Source organism: Salinisphaera sp. Q1T1-3 (genome assembly GCF_003602005.1).
Taxonomy (GTDB): Bacteria; Pseudomonadota; Gammaproteobacteria; order Nevskiales; family Salinisphaeraceae; genus Salinisphaera.
Genome location: NZ_QZWD01000008.1, coordinates 165,708 through 185,298, shown reverse-complemented (window position 1 = coordinate 185,298; position 19,591 = coordinate 165,708). Strand labels below are relative to the sequence as shown.

13 protein-coding genes and 1 pseudogene are annotated in these 19,591 nt (G+C 64.1%); 10 read left to right on the top strand and 4 right to left on the bottom strand.

The features are described from left to right. Positions 1–93: 93 nt before the first annotated feature. From D3260_RS17650 to D3260_RS09670, 5 genes and pseudogenes are all read left to right on the top strand, one after another. Positions 94–246 carry a hypothetical protein gene (locus tag D3260_RS17650; RefSeq protein ID WP_199671440.1) on the top strand — a complete coding sequence of 51 codons (153 nt, stop codon included), beginning with the start codon at positions 94–96 and terminating at the stop codon, positions 244–246. A 24-nt stretch (positions 247–270) separates the two neighbouring features. Beyond that, positions 271–1,536 (top strand): annotated as a pseudogene (locus D3260_RS09685) (NAD(P)/FAD-dependent oxidoreductase); the annotation flags it as partial. 14 nt (positions 1,537–1,550) lie between these two features. After that, on the top strand, positions 1,551–4,223 hold the full coding sequence (locus tag D3260_RS09680; RefSeq protein WP_120098391.1) for a nitrate reductase: 2,673 nt from the start codon (positions 1,551–1,553) through the stop codon (positions 4,221–4,223). Positions 4,224–4,410: 187 nt separating this feature from the next. Continuing rightward, positions 4,411–6,363 carry a NirA family protein gene (locus tag D3260_RS09675; protein WP_120098390.1) on the top strand — a complete coding sequence of 651 codons (1,953 nt, stop codon included), beginning with the start codon at positions 4,411–4,413 and terminating at the stop codon, positions 6,361–6,363. Positions 6,364–6,647: 284 nt separating this feature from the next. Next, positions 6,648–8,216, top strand: a complete 1,569-nt coding sequence (locus D3260_RS09670) for a sulfite reductase subunit alpha (protein ID WP_120098389.1) — start codon at positions 6,648–6,650, stop codon at positions 8,214–8,216. Positions 8,217–8,865: 649 nt separating this feature from the next. Here the strand turns inward: D3260_RS09670 and D3260_RS09665 are convergent. Continuing rightward, positions 8,866–9,114: a transposase gene (locus D3260_RS09665; protein ID WP_120098388.1), complete on the bottom strand. Its 249-nt coding sequence runs from the start codon at positions 9,112–9,114 to the stop codon at positions 8,866–8,868. A gap of 37 nt (positions 9,115–9,151) precedes the next feature. Continuing rightward, complete coding sequence (locus tag D3260_RS17275) at positions 9,152–9,370, bottom strand: hypothetical protein (RefSeq protein ID WP_147418157.1); 219 nt, start codon at positions 9,368–9,370, stop codon at positions 9,152–9,154. 248 nt (positions 9,371–9,618) lie between these two features. On the opposite strand from D3260_RS17275, the gene D3260_RS09660 reads away from it, so the two are divergent. Further along, complete coding sequence (locus tag D3260_RS09660) at positions 9,619–10,764, top strand: tetratricopeptide repeat protein (protein ID WP_158583480.1); 1,146 nt, start codon at positions 9,619–9,621, stop codon at positions 10,762–10,764. Positions 10,765–11,115: 351 nt separating this feature from the next. On the opposite strand, the gene D3260_RS17270 is transcribed toward D3260_RS09660, so the two are convergent. Together D3260_RS17270 and D3260_RS09655 are read right to left on the bottom strand one after the other, a co-directional pair. Beyond that, positions 11,116–11,316 (bottom strand): hypothetical protein, encoded by a 201-nt coding sequence (locus D3260_RS17270; RefSeq protein WP_147418156.1) that lies wholly within the window; start codon positions 11,314–11,316, stop codon positions 11,116–11,118. An 860-nt stretch (positions 11,317–12,176) separates the two neighbouring features. Continuing rightward, positions 12,177–13,172 carry a LacI family DNA-binding transcriptional regulator gene (locus tag D3260_RS09655; RefSeq protein ID WP_120098386.1) on the bottom strand — a complete coding sequence of 332 codons (996 nt, stop codon included), beginning with the start codon at positions 13,170–13,172 and terminating at the stop codon, positions 12,177–12,179. A 148-nt stretch (positions 13,173–13,320) separates the two neighbouring features. On the opposite strand from D3260_RS09655, the gene D3260_RS09650 reads away from it, so the two are divergent. The 4 genes from D3260_RS09650 to D3260_RS09635 all read left to right on the top strand — a co-directional run bounded on the left by D3260_RS09650 (position 13,321) and on the right by D3260_RS09635 (position 19,463). After that, positions 13,321–14,472, top strand: coding sequence for a Gfo/Idh/MocA family protein (locus D3260_RS09650; RefSeq protein ID WP_120098385.1), 1,152 nt, complete (start codon positions 13,321–13,323; stop codon positions 14,470–14,472). 16 nt (positions 14,473–14,488) lie between these two features. Then, positions 14,489–15,565, top strand: coding sequence for a sugar phosphate isomerase/epimerase (locus D3260_RS09645; RefSeq protein WP_120098384.1), 1,077 nt, complete (start codon positions 14,489–14,491; stop codon positions 15,563–15,565). A gap of 54 nt (positions 15,566–15,619) precedes the next feature. Then, a complete protein-coding gene (locus tag D3260_RS09640; RefSeq protein ID WP_120098383.1) occupies positions 15,620–16,867 on the top strand; it encodes a nucleoside permease in 1,248 nt (415 codons plus the stop codon). 823 nt (positions 16,868–17,690) lie between these two features. Next, entirely contained in the window at positions 17,691–19,463 is a 1,773-nt protein-coding gene (locus D3260_RS09635; RefSeq protein ID WP_120098382.1) for an ABC transporter transmembrane domain-containing protein, read from the top strand. Positions 19,464–19,591: the final 128 nt, after the last annotated feature.

Sequence of the window (19,591 nt, the reverse complement as noted above, 5' to 3'; positions counted from 1 at the left end):
AGTGCGCCTGACTCAGCTTGTTTGGCGTTTATCCGCACGCATCCGCCCACGTTTTTCTTCTTCTTTCTTTGTCCGGTGAAAACGGAGTTTGCAATGGCACAACAAGCCGCTGAAAAGACCGAGCACGACGGCTGGTACAAGTACGGCGTGACGTTCCTGTTCGCAGAGATGGGCATTGCCATCTGCGTGTGCGGCTATTCGCTGTTCATGGCCTTCACCGGCTCGGGTGGCTTTCCGGGCCACTGAGCCCGAAAGCCGACGAGGATCGACATGAGCGAGGCCTATCAGCCGAAACTGGATCTGGTCGTCATTGGCAATGGCATGGCCGGCCTGCGCGTGCTCGAGGATCTGCTCGAGATGGCGCCCGAGCGCTACCGCATCACGGTGTTCGGCGCCGAGCCGCACGCCAGCTACAACCGGATCATGCTCTCGCCGGTGCTGGCCGGCGACAAGGCATTCGCCGAGATCCAGACGCGCGATCGCGACTGGTACGACGACAACGGCATCACGCTTTATACCGGCGAGGCGGTCGAGACCATCGACCGGCGCCGGCGCATGGTGATTTCCGACACGGGCCGCGAAGTCGGCTATGACCGGCTCGTGCTCGCGACCGGTTCGAGGCCGTTCATCATCCCGGTGCCGGGGCATGATCTCGACGGCGTGATCAGCTTTCGCGCCATTGGCGACGTCAACGCGATGGTCGACGCCAGCGAGAACGGCGGCAGGGCGGTGGTCATCGGCGGCGGGCTGCTCGGCCTGGAAGCCGCCTACGGCCTGCACCAGCGCGGCATGCAGGTCACGATCGTTCACCTCAACAACCAGCTCATGGAGCGCCAGCTCGATGCGCAGGCCGCGGCACTCCTGCAGCATTCGCTGGCCCAGCGTGGCCTGTCGTTCCGGATGGAAGCCGAGACGGCCGCCATTACCGGCGATGCGGATGGGCGCGTCACCGGCCTGCGTTTCAAGGACGCGGACGATTCCACGCTGGATGCCGATCTGGTGGTCATGGCGGTCGGTATCCGGCCGAATATCGCGCTGGCGGAATCGGCGGGCTTGCACTGCGACAAGGGCATCGTCGTCAACGACACGATGCAGACTTTTGATCCGCGGATTTATGCCGTCGGCGAATGCGTCGAGCATCGCAAGGCAGTCTATGGCCTCGTCGCGCCGCTCTGGGATCAGGCCAGGGTGTGTGCCAATCATCTGGCCTGGCGTGGCCACAGCCACTACGACGGCTCGGTCACCGCGACCCAGCTCAAGGTCACCGGCATCGATATGTACTCGGCCGGCGATTTCGCCGCCGACGCAGACACCGAAACGCTGACCTATGCCGATATTCGTCGCGGCGTCTACAAGCGCATCGTGCTGCGCGACGATCGCATCACGGGCGTGGTGCTCTACGGCGATACCCGCGACGGCGGCTGGTATTTCAAGCACTTGCAGGCCGGTACGGATATGTCTGCCTGCCGCGATCTTTTGGTCTTCGGCAAGGCCTTTGTCGAGGCCGGAAACGACGCAACCGACGAAGATGCCTCGGATCAGGAGGCCGCATGACGTCTGCGACCACGCATACGACCTGTCCCTACTGCGGTGTGGGCTGTGGCGTGAATGCCCAGGTCAGCGCCGAGGGCACGCTCTCGGTCGCAGGCGATGCCGACCATCCGTCGAACCGGGGCAGCCTGTGCTCCAAGGGCACGGCGCTGGCCGATACGGTCGGGCTTTCTGATCGGCTGCTGCACCCGATGATCGACGGCGTGCGCGCCGACTGGAATACCGCGCTGGATCGGGTGGCCAACGGCTTTGCCGAGACCATCGCCCGGCACGGGCCGGATGCGGTCGCCTTCTATGTCTCCGGCCAGCTGCTGACCGAGGACTATTACATCGCCAACAAGCTGATGAAGGGCTATATCGGCTCGGCGAACATCGATACCAACTCGCGGCTGTGCATGTCCTCGGCGGTGGCCGGCCACAAGCGGGCGCTGGGCGAGGACGCCGTGCCCGGCTGCTACGCCGATCTCGAAACCGCCGATCTCGTGGTACTGGTCGGCTCGAATATGGCCTGGTGTCATCCGGTGGTCTACCAGCGCATCGTCGCCGCGCAGCAAGCGAACCCGAACAAGAAACTCGTGGTCATCGACCCGCGCCGTACGGCCACCGCTGACGGCGCCGATCTGCATCTGCCGGTCGCGCCCGGTGCGGATGTCGCCCTGTTCAACGGCCTGCTGGCCCATCTCGCCCAGGCCGGCTTTGCCACCGAGCTGCCCGGCGGCGCCGAGGCGATCGCTGCCGCAGGGCAGGGCGGCGATATCGCGGCCGTGGCCGACGCCGCGGGCGTGCCGGCAGCGGATCTGGCGACCTTCTTCGAGTGGTTCGCGGCGACCGAGCGCACGGTGACCGTGTTCTCGCAAGGCGTGAACCAATCCTCGGCCGGTACAGACAAGGTCAACGCCATCATCAACTGTCATCTGCTGACCGAGCGGATCGGCAAGCCGGGCGCCTGTCCGTTCTCGATCACCGGCCAGCCCAACGCCATGGGCGGGCGCGAAGTCGGCGGGCTGGCGAGCACGCTGGCCGCGCACATGGGCTTCGACCGGGCCGATACCGTGCAGCGCTTCTGGGACTCGCCGGCCATCGCCGGCACGCCGGGGCTGAAAGCGGTCGAGCTGTTCGAGGCGATCGCGACCGGGCAGATCAAGGCCGTCTGGATCATGGCGACCAATCCGCTCGTCAGTCTGCCGGATGCCGATTCGGCCCGCGCCGCGCTCGCGCAATGCCCGCTGGTCGTCGTCTCCGACGTCATGCGCCATACCGATACCGCCGACTATGCGAATGTGCTCCTGCCGGCGGCGGCCTGGGCCGAGAAATCCGGCACCGTGACCAACTCCGAGCGCATGATCTCGCGCCAGCGATCCTTCCTGCCGATGCCGGGCCAGGCCCGGGCCGACTGGCAGATCATCTGCGACGTCGCGGCGCGGATGGGCCACGGCAACGCCTTTGCCTACGACGGCCCGGCCGCCATCTTTCGCGAACACGCTGGCCTGACGGCGTTCGAGAACACCGGCGAGCGCGTGCTCGACCTCGGCGGGTTCGCGGCGATCAGCGACGCCGATTACGACCGGCTCGTACCCACCCGCTGGCCGGTGCCGGCCCGCGAACCGCTGCGCGCCGCCGGCGCCATGCCGGCCCGACAAAACGTCGATCAGCTCTTTATCGACGGCGTCTACCCGACCGACGACGGCCGCGCGCATCTCGTTCCCGTCACGCCGCGCGGGCCGACCAACGACACCACGGCCGACTATCCCCTGGCGCTCAACACGGGGCGCATCCGCGATCACTGGCACACGATGACGCGTACCGCCAAATCGGAGCGGCTGGCTGCCCATATCCCCGAACCGTTCGTGGAAATCCATCCGCAGGATGCCGCAGCACGGGCCATCGTCGACGGCGGGCTGGCCACGATCATCACGGCGTGGGGTACGGCCACGCTGCGCGTGATCGTCACCGATCGCCAGCGCCCGGGCAGCCTGTTCGCGCCCATGCACTGGAACGATCAGTTCGCCTCCAGCGCCCGGATCGGCGCGGCGGCGAACCCGGCTGTCTGCCCGATCTCCGGCGAGCCCGAGTTCAAGCACACGCCGGCAGCCATCGCACCGTTCGCCCCCGCCTGGCACGGCTTCATCTATGCCGCGCGCCCACTGCGCCTGCGCGCGGCCGCCGGCATCGACTGGTGGACCAAGGTGCCCGGCACCCGTTTCGTCCGTCACGAAATCGCCGGCACGGCAACACTCGAAGACATCGCGGCCGCGGCGCGTCGCTGGCTCGGCGTGGCCGGTCGCGACGTCGACTGGCTCGAAGCCGCCGACCCCGCCACTGGCACCTATCGTGCAGCCCACGTCGACGCCGGCCATCTCGAAGCCGCGGTATTCATCGCCCCCGAGCCGGCGCGTCTGCCGGCACGCCGCTGGTTGGCCGGGCTGTTCACGGGCCAGCCGATGGCTGAGGCCGAACGCGCTGCCGTGCTGGCCGGCCGGCCGCCAGATGAAAGCGCCGACACCGGCCCGCAGGTCTGTTCCTGTTTCGGCGTCGGCCGTCAGACCATCCGGCGCGCGATCGAAAACGACGGCCTCGACTCCGTGGAAGCCATCGGCCGTGCGCTGGATGCCGGCACCAACTGCGGCTCCTGCAAGCCCGAAATCGCCGAGCTGCTGGCTGAGAAGACATGAACCGGGCACGACTCGGAAACGATGTGATGCGCGGCCGAGTGCGCGCCAACGCGCCGCCTCATCACACGTGGGCTTGCCTTGAACCCGTTGGTGCGGCGACGCAGCCGCGGCGGGTGCGGTTGCTCGGCGCACGTCGCCGGGCTGTTTCCCAGAAATCGACTCATGATCAAACCGATCGGATCCCGACATGACCGATAACCGTTTTACCGACGAGCAGGAACGCTATCTCAAGGGCGTGACGGCCGGGCTGCATCTGGCCCGTGGCGTGCCCGGCATGACAGGGCTGACTGCCGGCAAGCGGCTACGCCCGGACGACTGGCACGCCCAGGCCCGGATCCGCGCCGAGGCCGCCGGCGGCACGCTGGCCAGCCAGGAAGACGCCAAGGCCGAGCTCAACCCGCTTGATATGTGGGACGAAATGGCCGCCCTCGCGGCCAACGGCGCATATCCCAAGGGCGACGATGTCTTTCTCATGAAAGGCAACGGCCTGTTCTATGTCGCGCCGAATCAGGACAGCTACATGTGCCGCCTGCGCATGCCGGGCGGTATCTGGTCGAGCCATCAGGTCCGCGGCGTGGCCGAGCTGGCCCAGGCCTACGGCGGCGGCTACACGCATGTGACCACCCGCGCCAATCTGCAGATCCGCGAGATCGGCCCCCGCGACCCGCTCAACGTGGCGATGGGCCTGGCCGATATCGGCGTGCACAACCGCGGGGCCGGCGGCGACAACATCCGCAATATCACGGGCTCGCCGCTGGCCGGCATCGACCCGGACGAGCTGATCGACGTCACGCCGTACTGTCGGGCGATGCATCATCACATCCTCAACCACCGCGAGCTCTACGGCCTGCCGCGCAAGTTCAATATCGCCTTCGACGGCGGGGGGCGCATCAGCGCGCTTCAAGGCACAAACGACATCGGCTTCTCTGCCGTGCTGCCCAGGGCCGATGGCCCGCTGCCGCGCAAGCCGTACTTCCGGCTTGGGCTGGGCGGCATCACCGGCCACCAGGACTTCGCCCGCGATACCGGCGTCATGCTCAAACCCGAGGAATGCGTACCGGTCGCCCATGCGGTGCTCAAGGTCTTCCTCATGAACGGCGATCGCACCGATCGTGACAAGGCCCGGCTGAAATACGTGCTGGATCGCTGGGGTTTCGACAAATTCATGCGCGCCGTCCAGAAAGAGCTGGATTTTCCGCTGCGCTGGTACGACCTGGCCCGCTGCGCGCCCCGCGCACCCGTCGTTCGCGACGGCCATATGGGCGTGCATGACGCCCGGCAGGAGGGCATGCACTACGTTGGCGTCATCTGCCCGGTCGGCCGGCTGTCGGTTGCCCAGATGCACGCGCTGGCCGATATCGCCGATCGCTACGGCGACCGTAAGCTCCGTGCCACGGTCTGGCAGAACATCGTGCTCGGCGGCATCGGCCGTGCCGATCTCGACGACGTGCGCCAAGCCATCGAGGCAGCCGGCCTGCACGTCGAGGCCAGCCCCGCGCGGACCGGCATGGTTGCCTGTACCGGCAGCTGGGGCTGCAAGTTCGGCAACGCCGAAACCAAGGGCAATGCGATGAAACTCGTCGCGCATATCGAGTCCACGCTCGCACTCGACCAGCCCATCAATTTCAATGTCACGGGGTGTCCGAACTCCTGCGCCCAGCATTACATCGGCGATATCGGCCTGCTCGGTGCCCGCGTGGATGATCCGGACGCCCACGACCCGGAAGAAGCCGATCAGGTCGACGGTTTCCATGTGTTCATCGGCGGCGGCTACGAAGACACCGAAGGCATCGCTCGCGAGCTGGCGACCAGCGTGCCGGCGGCCCGCATGCCGACCTATATCGAAACCTTACTTGGGCTTTATCTGGACGATCGCGACGAGGCTGAATCCTTTGTGGTCTGGGCCCGCCGTCAGGATCTCGCCGACCTGCGCGAACGCCTGGCCGAACGCTCGACGGCCGCCGCCGAGGCCCAGACCGCGATAGAGCAAGCCCCGGCGACGGATGCCGACACGCCGGAAGGCGCCAGGACCGCGCTCGAGCCGACCGTCGAATCCGATGCCGAGCCCGGGCAGAACCCACCGAACGCCGACGCCGAACGCGGCGAAGACGATGACGACGACCAGACCAACGCGGCTTGAAGCAGACAATCCGCAGACGCCAGCGATGACACCGGGGCCATGCAGGCGACGCCTTTGCGCCACAGATCACCCAGAGCACGGCGGGGCGGCATGGCCACCACCATCGGCCTTCCGAGCGGGTCTGATCGATAAAAAAGCCGTCGAAATGGCGACCGGGCTTGAAGCGGAAAACCTGTGGGCGCCGTTGCATACGGCGACGCCCCGGCAAGCGGCCACGCAGCGTCATCGGTGAAATCTGCGGATCAGAAAAAAAATGTTTCTCCTGCCACAACGAGGCCCAGGATATGTCCACACCAGTCAATCTCATCCCCGAAGACGCCCCGTTCGACGACGGCCAGCGCGAATGGCTCAATGGCCTGATCGCGGCACTCGCGGGTTGGGAAGGCGCGCTCGGCGGCGCGGAGCAGGGCGGGGGCGAGGCCAAGGAAACCTTTCCCTGGCACGACCCGGCGATGGCCCTCGACGAGCGTATGGCGCTGGCCGAAGGCAAACCCTACGAACGCCAGCTCATGGCCGCCATGGCGCAACTGGACTGTGGCCAGTGTGGCTATCTCTGCAAGACCTACGCCGAAGCGATCGCCTTCGACGGCGAAGCGCTCAATCGCTGTGTGCCCGGCGCCAAGGAAACCGAGCGCCAGCTCAAGGCACTTGCCGCCGAGCACAAGGCCGAAAGCGCCGCCAGCGCGACGGACGACGACGCCGAGGAAAAGCCTGCGCCCCAGCCGAAGAAGGCCGCGCCGCTCGGCACGCGCGACAACCCGCTCATGGCCAAACTCAAATCCAGTACGCCACTCAACGCGGAAGGCTCGACCAAGGACACCCGCCACGTCGTCATCGATCTCGGTGGCTCCGGCGTGGCATATACCGCCGGCGACTCGATGGGCATCTTTCCCGAAAACGACCCGCGCACCGTCGATGCCATCCTCGCCGACCTGGATGTCTCCGGCGGCGAGACCGTCACCGTGGATGGCGAGGAACGGCTGTTCCGTCAGGCCCTGCTCAAGGACCGCGACGTCACCAAGCCGTCCGACGAAGTCATCGCGCTGCTGGCCGAGCACGCAGCCGATGCGGACGAGGCCGAAGACCTGAAGATGCTGGCCGGCCGGGGTGCCGAAGAAGGCCAGACGCTGCTGGAACTCGTCCGCGTCTATCCGAGCGCGCGGCCGACCGTGCAAGCACTCGTCGACGAACTGGGCCCGCTCCAGCCGCGGCTCTACTCGATCGCCTCGTCATCAAAGCAATATCCGGACGAAATCCATACCACCGTCGCCGTCGTGAAGACCGCCGTCTACGGTCGCGGCTACAAGGGCGTGGCCTCGACCTATCTCGCCAAGCGGCTCTCACGCCACGGCGAGGTGCCAATCTATATCCAGAAATCCGACGAATTCCGCGTCAACGCCGACCCGGACCACCCGGCGATCATGATCGGCCCGGGTACCGGCATCGCCCCGTTCCTGGCCTTTCTGCAGGAACGCGAAGCGCTCGGCCATGCCGGCAGGAACTGGCTGTTCTTCGGCAACCCCGAATCCGCCCGGGACCATATCTATCGCGACCAGCTCGATGCCTGGCGCAAGCAGGGCCTTATCAGCCGCCTCACACTCGCCTTCTCGCGCGATCAGGACGAAAAAGTCTATGTCCAGACCCGCATGCTCGAACAGGCCTGGGAATTCTGGGCCTGGCTGCAGGCCGGCGCGGTCATCTACATCTGCGGCGATGCCTCACGCATGGCCAAGGACGTGGACGACGCGTTGCACCGAATCGTGGCCGAACAGGGCGCTATGGACGAGAAAGCAGCGGCACGATATGTCACGACGCTGTCCGAAAACGGCCGATATCTACGAGACGTGTATTGACCGAAATACGGCAGCCGAGGCCGGCGCGATGCCGGCATTACCCATCGCGGCGCGCAGCGGTTGTGATCCGGCGGGCGCCAGACGATACGCTCATCGCGGCCGGTTCAACCAGCCTAATCGAGGGTAAGATGCCGCGCGTCAGCGCGATCTCAACACCGCTATACCCATAACGTCGTCGCCGATCAGCAGGCGGCCAGACGAAGACAATTTGGCCGTCTTCAAGCCAAGACGAGCGGCAATCGATAATTCTGGCTTTAAGGCCTATTGGACCGTCGGCGGCGTTTCTCTGCGCGCAGGGCGCTTCATGTGCCAGCCGCGTCGGTTGCCAGCCCAACAGAAGAAAAAATAGGCCACGCGAGTACCTACGTGTGCGCAACGGGCCGTGTTGTTGGGCATGCCTTGACGAAACCACCGTGTTCGCTAACGTCGAATCATCAAGACGTTGGGGGGGAGAGCGATCTTGGAAACGCGACTCAATCTGCAGCCCGGCCAGAACGGCACTAAGGCGCTGCTGAAATAGCGCCCAAATCTCGATGCGAAGCCCGGCCAGCCAAGCGTATTCGCGGGCCATTGATCATTTTCTGTCCATTTTTCGGGCTGATAAGGTTCGAATTCCGGATTCCAGACGCAGTCCGGCCACGGGACGCGCTCATGCCGCCTCCAATGCGGCCATCCGCACCAGGTTGTAGCTGGCGAAGACCAGCCTGGCCTGGGCGGCGACACGATCGAGACCACGCCGCATGGTCTGTTTGAGCGGCCGGGCGTACTTGCCCCAGCCGAACGGCGTCTCGACCCGATGGCGGGCGTTGATTGACTTCGCGTGGCCGGCATGGCGTGTGGTGCGGCCATCGACGGCGGATCGTCGTCGATGCGTGTGCTGAGCGACATGCGGCGTCACGTTCGCCTGGCGTGCGCCGGTGACAAGGCGGTGCTGGTCATGGCCCTTGTCGGCAGCCCTTGTCGGCGCCGACGGTCAGTCGGCGCTTGCCCGGCCTTCGGTCGAGCATCGTCAGCGCCGCATCGACTTCGGCGGTGCCACTGGCCTGTGTGGTCTCGGCATCCACGACCAGGGCATGCCGGTTGTCGGTCAGTACGTGGCCGATGTAACACAGCCGACGGGAAATAATAGGGGCCTTACCACGGTTTCTGTTCAAAGCAAAGCTTCAAAACGCTAAAAATAATGGTCTCTCCCCGAGGGTTCCCGACAACCGGATCGCGTCTCGATGGAAATCGACAAGAGCTTGGTCGATAATACCGCGCTGAGAGTCGCGACGAGGCGACTGAATATCCGACACGACCGAGGCGCGCCGGTCCGCGGATTGGTTTCGATTCCATTGTCATCCGATCGTGGGCGTGGCCTCATGAATGGCGTCGTGCCGGGATGCAATCAGGGCAAGAGTCGATGAATTCCAAGGTGATGAAGAAGTGGCTCGCGGCGTTGTTGTGCGTGGCGATGTGGCCGGTATCGGCGGCAAACCTGGCAATCGGCAATCAGGCATACGAGCGCGGCGACTACGGCGAAGCACTCGAGCAGTATCGCGGTTTGGCCGAGCAGGGTGATGCGCGCGCGCAAGCCCAATATGCACGCATGATGGCGCTCGGCCAGGGCATGCCCCAGGATCTGGCCGGTTCGACGGCGTGGTACGAAAAATCCGCTGCCCAGGGCGACCCGCAGGGCCAGTATGGGCTCGCATATTCCTATGCCAATGGTGAAGGCGTGCCGCAGGATATTGATCGGGCCATCGCGCTGCTCGAGAAATCCGACGCTCAGGACTACACGCGGGCGACCAACCTACTGGGCGAGATCTACGCTGGCTTGTTCGACGAGCGCCACGAGGATTTCACGCGTGCCCGCGCGCTCTTCGAGCGCGCTGCTGCGGTCGGCAACGCGGGCGCGCGCCGCAATCTCGGGCTCATGCTCATCAATGGCCAGGGCGGTGCCGCGGAACCGGAACGGGCGATCGCTCTGCTCCAACCCGAGGCCGCCGACGACCCGATCTCGGCATCCGCGCTGGGATTAGCCTATGAACAAGGCATGGGGATTCCGATCGACAAGGTCAGGGCCGCGCGTTGGTACAAGATCTCGGCCGATCACGGCTACGGGCCGGCCCAGATCAACATCGGCAAGCTCTACCATATGGGCGACGGAGTCGAGCGCGATTACGCGGCGGCCGCGCGATACTATCGTATGGCTGCCGAGCAGGGTTATGCGCTGGCCAATCTCAATCTGGGCCATCTCTATTCCGAAGGCAAAGGCGTTGCACGCGATGCGCGTGAAGCGGTCATCAACTACGCCATCGCAGCGATCGACGACGTCCCATCCGCACAGGATGTGCTGGATGAGCAGCTGAAGAAGCTGGAACAGCGCCGCGTGGCCACCGAGACCGTGCTGCGCGAGGCCCCTGAAGCCGATGCTGCCGGCTATGTCGCGTTGAACGTCGGGGCGACGGTCTGGCCGGTAAGCGACGCCGAGCGCGGCTGGGTTGCCGTGTATGCGTCCGCCGATGGCCCGCGTCTGGGCTACGTCGTGGTCGACGATCTGAACTGAGCGGCCGCCGGCCACCGGTGGCTCAGCGGTGGCGGTTGCACGCCCGGTCGTCAGCCGGTTAAACGCGATTGTCGGGCGCCACCTGATAACAGGTCTGGGCGGTATCGTCCTGACCGAATAATAGGGGGGACATACTCTGAGGGTTCCCCACAAATCAGGTTGATATGGGATAGCAATACAGATCGGCTTTTAGCGCTTGCCAGGGCGGTTTTTTGACGTTGGGTATGCGCTGCATGGTTTGTCGTAACAGCGCCCATCCCCGATTCAGCAACGCGATCCGGAATCGTGTCTCGTGCTCTGATCGTGTGGCCAGAGCCGCCAGCCAGGCCACGGGTGTTGCCAGCATATGAATCAGCAATAACACTCGAGTCGGGCGCCCACACGCGTCTGAGTGTCCTCGAACGCACAGCCATACTGATGCGATTTGAGATCCCGAAGCGCCGTCTCGATCTGCATGCGTACGCCGTAGCGCCTTGCGATTTCGTTCGCGCTCTCTCGAGCCAGGCCACAAGAGGCAGCCAGCACCCAGGGCTCACGATACCGTCGTGCCATCTTCTCGGCTTTACCGCCCCCGGTACGCTTTTGATCTCGTCACGTTTGATGGCGCCCCTGGGCCGCCGGCGTGTACGCACCAGATGACAGGTGGCCGGCAACACGGATTGTAAGCGCTCGAGAAATCGATCGTGTACAGCCCGGCTATTCAGATCTCGCTGCGGATGTACTTCCTCATACAACGTTAATGCCCGACCTCGCCGCGGAATGGACGCCCGCAAGAGTTGCCATCGGCCATCCCGCGGCAATTCGCTCCAATCGACAATAATGACGGGGCGATCCTGCGTCACCAGACACTGTGCGCTGGCGCGATAGAACGCTTGGCGATGCGCCTGCATCGCGCAATTGCTCAGCCATCGATCCAGCCGCTTGAGAGGCGCTGCGATCTGACGAGACGCCGGCCAATGGCGTGCAAGCGCCAAGAGCGTCAGGCGTTGGCCGATCAGGCAGGCACACACGGCCTGTGATGTGGTGTGGGCGTTACGTTGATCGATCTCGGAAAAGACAGACCCGAGACACGTCTGCACTACCGCACTCGCGTGCATGACGGCCTCCGCATTTTGGTCGATACGAAGGGTACTATCCGTCATGCACGCCCTTCTGGCCACCCCTCGAATAACGCTAAATATCTGTTAAAGGATGAATAATTTCGGTTAAACCTCAGGGGCTGTCCCCTTTTCTTCCAAGGGCGGAGTCTTCCGGCGAATCCAAAACTCGACAGACAACGACTGCGGGCCTTTTCCGGTAGGTGAGCGTGTTCGATTGCGCAAAGTGTGATTTCACCCTTCATTGCATCAAGTGAATACGGCCGCCTCAGTGATACCGCGGGGAGGTGTCTCTGGCCTGGATGAGTTTGCAGGCTAGCCGACTGGCCCCGTGCTTGCGCGTATCAGCAATCGATGGGGCATCGTACGGTGGGATGTGTCGATTTCTTGGCCATCGATCGTCGCAATCAGCATTTCGACGGCGGCTTCGCCGAACGCTTCGGCGGGTTGGCTGATTGTCGTGAGGGGTGGGTCGCAGTAGCGGGCGAACTCGATATCGTCGAAGCCGGCCAGGGAGATGTCATGGGGCACACGCAGACCGGCATGCTTGAGGTAATGCAGCGCGCCGATCGCCATTTCGTCGCTTTCACAAAATAGGGCGGTGGGCCGGTCGGTCCGCTCGATCAGCGCTCGAGCGCCCGCATAGCCGGATTGGGGTGTGAAATCGCCAGGTTGGATCCATGACGGGTTATGGGTGATGCCGGCCCGGGCCAGGGCATCGCGATACCCGTCGGCCCGATCCCGTGTCAGCGGGCTGCGGCGCGGCCCTTTGATCATCGCGATGTGTCGGTGGCCGAGCGCGATGAGATGTTCGGTCATTTCACGGGCGGCCGTGCGGTTGTCCAGCCGAATCGACGGGCAGGGTGGGTCGTCCAGCACTTCGCAGGCATTGACCATCGGCCAGCGCTGCGAGGTGGCCGTTGCCGGGAAGGGATCGTGCGCTCGGAGCTGGATGACGCCATCGGCCTGGCGTGCGCTGACAAGCGCGGCGTAACGGGCCTCGACCTGTTCATCACCCTGTGTGTGACACAACAAGACTGCATAGCCAAAGCGTTGTGCGGCTTGCTGGATGCCGCTGATGACTCGGGCATAAAACGTATTGGCGATCGTGGGCACGAGCACGACCAGGCTCTGTGTCTTTTGTGCCCGAAACTGTATTGCTGTGCGGTTGGGGTGGTAATCCGCCTTGTCCACGGCGGCCAGAACGCGTTCCCGGGTCTTCGGCGAGACGACGTCCGGTTTCTTCAGCGTCCGCGAAACGGTTGCGACAGAGACGCCCGCCAACCGCGCGACCTCGCGGATACTCGACACAACGCGGCCCTCGAGTGCAAAACGAGCAGCATAAGACAATTGCCCGCGCGTTGCGGTCGTCTCCGACTTTGCGCCAATTGATCGACTGCACATGCTTGATACTTTATCGACATGTAACCGGTTACATTCGTGAAATCAGAGGTCAACGATGGCAGAACTCTTCCCGCCGATTCGTGCGGGCATGATCGGCGGTGGCCAGGGCGCCTTCATTGGCCAGGTGCATCGCATGGCGGCCCGACTCGACGGCGATTATGCGTGGGTGTGTGGCGCTTTCAGTCGCAATGCCGATAACAACCAGGCAACGGCTGACGGACTGGGCATCGAGTCGGCACGGGCCTATGCCGACTGGGAAACGCTGATCGAACAAGAGCAGCGTCTACCGGCGGATCAGCGTGTCCAGCTGTTGGTGATCGCCACGCCCAATCATCTACATGTGCCGATTGCTCGGGCCGCGCTGGCTGCAGGCATACATGTGTTCAGCGAAAAACCGGCCGGTATCGATGTGGGCGAGGTCGCGGCGCTGGCCGCGCAGCTCGACAGTAGCGGGACGCTCTACGGGCTGGCCCATACGTATCTGGGCTATCCACTCGTCTGGCAGGCGCAGGAGATGGTGTCGCAGGGTGCGCTCGGGGCACTGCGCAAGATTCATGTCGAATATCCGCAGGGTTGGCTCGGGAAGGCAGGCGACAACGCTGGCGCCTGGCGGGCCGACCCGGCCCAATCGGGCGTCGGTGGGTGTCTGGCTGATATCGGCACGCATGCCTTTACGCTGGCCGAGTTCATCTCGGGGCAAAAGATCGATCAGGTCTGTGCCGCGCTGGGCCGCCATGCCGACGCGCGACAGCTCGACGATGATGCCGACGTGCTGTTTCGCACCGAGACGGGCGTAAGCGGGACGTTGATCGCCAGCCAAGTCTGCACCGGTGAAGAAAACGGCCTGAAAATTCGCCTTTACGGCGAATACGGCGGCCTCGAATGGCAACAGATGGCGCCGAATAGCTTGATCCACCGCCGCCACGATGCGCCCCAGCGCTGTCTCCGTGCCGGCATCGACCGGCCCGGGCTTTATCCGGTGGCCCAGGCGCGATTGCGCCTGCCGGGCGGGCACCCGGAAGGCTACCTAGAAGCTCTGGCCAATCTCTATCGCGATTTTGCCAAGGCGATTCATCAGCAGGCCGCGGGCACGCCGGCGGGGGTGCCCGGTATTCAGGCGGGTCTACGGGGCATGGCGTTCATCGAAGCCGCCGTGCGCAGCCATCGCGATCACCAGCGCTGGGTCGCGCTCAAGACCGCGGCCTGATTCATTCGGAGTGTTCATGCAAGCCAACCTATCCATCGACAGCGCGATTCGTGGCCCAGGCCTGTTTCTGGCCCAGTTCCTTGGGGACGAACCGCCGTTCAACACGCTTGATGACATCGCGGCCTGGGCGAGCGGCCTGGGCTATGCCGGCATCCAGATTCCCAGCGGTGATCCGCGCTGCATGGATCTGGCGCTGGCTGCCGAAAGCCAGGAATACTGCGACGAGCTCAATGCCCGATGCGAAGCGGCCGGGGTAAGCATCACCGAGCTTTCGACGCATATCCAGGGCCAGCTCGTTGCCGTGCACCCGGCCTGCAACGAATTGTTCGACGATTTTGCGCCGTCTTCGGTGCGTGGGCGCCCCGAAGCTCGAACGCAGTGGGCGATCGAGCAGCTGCATCTGGCCGCGAAAGCAAGTCGCCGTCTGGGGCTGAGCGCGCACGCGACCTTCTCCGGTGCCTTGCTGTGGCCGTTCTTCTATCCCTGGCCGCAGCGCCCCGAAGGTCTGGTCGATGAAGGATTCGCCGAGCTGGCCCGGCGTTGGCGACCCATTCTCGACAGCTTCGAAGACGCGGGCGTTGATCTGTGTTTCGAGATCCATCCCGGTGAGGATCTGCACGATGGCGCCAGCTTCGAGCGGTTTCTGGAGGCGGTCGAGCACCACCCGCGGGCCCGGATTCTGTACGACCCCAGCCATCTACTGCTGCAACAGATGGATTATCTCGGGTTTATTGATCGCTATCACGAGCGCATCGGCATGTTTCATGTCAAGGATGCGGAATTCACGCCGAATGCCAGTTCGGGTGTCTATGGCGGCTACCAATCCTGGGTGGATCGCCCCGGACGGTTCCGATCGTTGGGCGATGGCCAGATCGATTTCGGGGCGATCTTCAGCAAGCTGACCCAGTACGGCTACGACGGATGGGCCGTTCTCGAGTGGGAATGTTGTCTGAAGGATTCGGCCCAGGGCGCCCGGGAAGGCGTTGCGCATATTCGCCGTCATCTGATCCAGCGGGCCGGCCGGTCTTTCGACGATTTCGCGGGCGTCGAAGCCAGTCCGTCACGCAATCGACGCATTCTCGGGCTCGAATGATCCGTCGCGGGCTGCGCGCGGCGTCGTTCTAAAGAATAAACAAGGAGGGGAGTCATGATTCGCGCTCGGCTCAGCATCATGATGTTTCTCGAGTTTTTCATCTGGGGCGGCTGGTTCGTCACCCTGGGGACCTTTCTGGGCAGTACGCTTCACGCCTCGGACGGGCAGATCGGCATGGCGTTCGCGACCCAGTCGTGGGGAGCGATCGTGGCGCCGTTCATCATCGGCCTCATCGCCGACCGATTCTTCAACGCCGAGCGTATTCTCGGCATCCTGCACCTGGTTGGTGCGGTGCTGATGTACCGGCTTTTTGTTGCCCAGGATTTCAGTGCGTTCTACATCACGGTGCTGGTGTATATGATCCTTTATATGCCGACGCTGGCGCTGGTGAACGCGGTCGCTTTTCGGCAATTGCGCGAACCGGACCGGGAATTCGGCAAGATTCGGGTATGGGGCTCGTTGGGCTGGATCGCGGCCGGGCTGGCCATCAGCTATGTCTTTGCATGGGATGGCGCGGCAGCCATCGAGACGGGCGCGCTGCGCTACACCTTTCTCATGTGTGCCGTGGCGTCTCTCGTTCTAGGCATTTATAGCTTCACGCTGCCCGCGACACCGCCGAAAGCCGGAGAGGCTGCGGGCGCGAGCCTGAGCGAACGGCTCGGTATCGACGCGTTGAAGCTGCTCAAGAACCGAGATTACGCGGTCTTTTTCGTCGCCTCGATCCTGATCTGTATTCCGCTGGCTTTCTATTACCAGAATGCCAACCCCTTTCTATCCGAGATCGGTGTGGCCGATCCGACCGCAAAAATGACTTTGGGCCAGATCTCGGAAGTCTTTTTCATGTTGATGTTGCCGCTGTTCATCCAGCGGGTCGGGATCAAGAAGACGCTACTTCTGGGCATGCTCGCCTGGGGTGTGCGGTATTTGTTGTTCGCGTTCGGCGATAGCGGCAATCAGGTATGGATGTTGTTGCTGGGCATCCTGTTGCACGGGCTTTGCTACGATTTCTTCTTCGTTTCCGGCCAGATCTATACCAATCAACGGGCCGGCGAACGTTTTCGAAGCGCCGCGCAGGGCATGATCACCCTGGCAACCTATGGTTTTGGGATGCTGATCGGCTTCTGGGTGGCCGGGGCGATCACCGATTACTATTCACTGGACGGCGGCACCCGACACGACTGGCAAGACATCTGGCTCTTTCCCGCGGTGTTCGCGCTGGCCGTGATGGCCATATTCTTCGTCTGCTTTCGTGGTGGGCAGCGCCCCCAAACCGACGGCCGCGGCGCTGATCACACCTCATGACGAATGCGAATCGGGCAGGGTGAACTTGTGTGATGTCCGCGCCCGTGCATCCGCCTGATCAAGGCGGGGTTAGGGCCTGTTGACACGTGCCGCGTGCGCCGCGCCGGCGCTTTGGTGTGAAAAGCATGTGGCATGAACGGCATCGCCTGTAAAAACTGCGATCGGGGGCAGATGCGCGAGCCCAATGGCACGCTGGTGGGATTTTTCCGCATGCTCGCTGCCTGTCAGTTGGGATGCCGGCGCCGCAAGGCTTGGCAATGCAAGTCAGGCCGAGCAGTGGGCCGCTCGCATGCCATACACGGCCGGTGTCCTAGGGCCTGTTGATGTTTCGTTCGAGCGCCTTTTCGTCGAGAGGCCGCAGTGTGTCCTGCAAGGCGCGAGTTGCCGATCGTGGCGTGCCACGATCCAGACTCGCAACGCCGCCGCCGGGCGAGATTTGTAGTCCAACCCGAAGGGACAAGTGCCCCCAAAATCAAAAACACGACGGCAATCCAGCGTTCTAGCCCGCTGGCGCAGAATGACACGCTATGCGTGCTATGCCTCGTCTTGCCGCCCATCGTCAATTTCAGGGCGCACTTGGCGCGGACTCGCACGACACATCAACAGGCCCTAGCGCGAGTCGGGCCGTGGACGCCCCTCCGTCGTGCCGACTGATCAGCCGTGTCCCGGTTTCGTCTCGATGGCGTTCGGACTCTAGCGCGGCGCTGATATCCGGTGATCTCTTTCTACCGGAGTGCGCGCGCCCGGCACGAGACTGGCTCCGGTATCTTGGGGCGTTAATCCTTATCGCTACGGTCCGCGATGTGTGCGGGCATGACGCCTTATGCGTACGACGTCGGTCGATTCCGGGAATCGCAATCATCGGTTTTCAGCGCTGTTCGGTCTGTGGCCGTTCTTGCGGCCGCACCGTGGCCTGGCACTGGGTTGGCTGCTCGCGTTGGTGTTGTCTTCGGGGGCGAGCCTCGTGTTGCCGGTCGCCGTGCGTCATATGATCGACCGCGGGTTCACAGCCGATAACGCCGCGGCTGTCGATCGCACGTTTGCCGCGCTGTTTCTGGTCGCTTTCGTCTACGCGCTGGCGATGGCGCTGCGCTATTTCTGTATCACGCTGCTGGGCGAACGAGCGCTGGCGTCGTTGCGCGGGGCGTTGTATCGCCATCTCGTGGGGCTGGACATGGCGTTTTTCGACACCAGTCGCACCGGCGAGCTGATGTCGCGTCTGGGCACGGATGCTGAACTGGTGCAGACGCTGATCGGCTCCAGCATATCCACAGCCTTGCGCTCCATCGTGATGCTGGTGGGCGCCAGCGCGGCCATGGTCTGGACGAGCCCGCGGCTGGCCGGCCTGACGGCCCTGATCATTCCGACGGTGGTCGTTCCGATTCTGGTCTTCGGCCGTCGCGTCCAGCGATTGTCGCGGCACAGCCAGGATCAGCTGGCCGAGGCCAGTGCGATCAGTCACGAAACATTGAATGCCGTCGCGACGGTCAAGGCATATGGTCGAGAGCATCTCGAAGGCCGGCGATACGGCCAGGCGATCGAACGGGCATTGCATACCGCTCGTCGTCGTATCGGCATGCGCGCCGCGCTGATCGCCGGTGTCGTCGTTCTGGTGTTCGGCGCGATCACGCTGGTGCTCTGGATCGGCGCGCTGGATGTGCTTGCCGGCACGCTCGAGGTCGGCATCCTGAGTCAGTTCGTGCTGTATGCCGTGTTCGCTGCCAGCGCGGTCGGCTCGATCAGCAACGTCTGGGGCTCGGTCCTGCGGGCTGCGGGGGCGATGGGGCGGATCGCCGATCTTTTCGCCGAGCGTTCGCACATCGTGGCGCCGGCCGAGCCCGAGCCCATGCCGACGCCTCGACAGGCGCGGATCCGCTTCGAGCGGGTGGCGTTCGCGTATCCGACGCGCACATCGCAGCCGGTGCTCGAGGATATCGATCTGGCAATCGTGCCAGGCGAGACCGTGGCACTCGTCGGGCCGTCCGGGGCTGGCAAGAGCACGTTGCTGGCCTTGCTGTTGCGGTTTCACGATCCGGTTGCCGGCGCCATCACATGGAACGGGGTCGATCTGAAAGCGTTATCGGTGGATATGCTACGCCAATCGATTGCCCTGGTGCCGCAGGACACGGTCGTCTTCGCGGCGAGCGTTGCCGACAATATTCGCTTCAGCCGGCCGACGGCCACGGATGCCGAGGTGCGGGCGGCTGCGCAGGCTGCCGAGGCACACACGTTTATCGCGGCGCTGGCCGAGGGCTACGACACACGTATCGGCGAGCGCGGCGTGGGGTTATCCGGCGGTCAGCGACAACGTCTGGCGATCGCTCGCGCGATCCTGCGTGATGCGCCGCTGCTGTTGCTGGACGAGGCGACGTCCGCGCTCGACGCGCAATCCGAGGCCGCGATTCAACAGGCCCTCGCCCGACTGGCTGTCGGACGTACCACGCTGGTCGTGGCCCACCGGCTGTCCACTGTCCAGCGCGCGGATCGCACCGTGGTCATGGACAAAGGCCGCATCGTCGCCCAGGGCACCCATGACAGCCTGCTTCGCGAGAGCAGCCTGTATGCGGAATTGGCGCGGCTGCAATTCGCGGCCTGAGCGCGCATACGGATTGTAGTGTGGCGCGGTATTCAAGGCTGGTTTCGTGTCTGCCGTCTCGGCTTTGCTGTGCCACGCGGGCCGTAAGCGCCTTGGCCCCGGGCGACCGGGAATCGGGCTGCCGATCC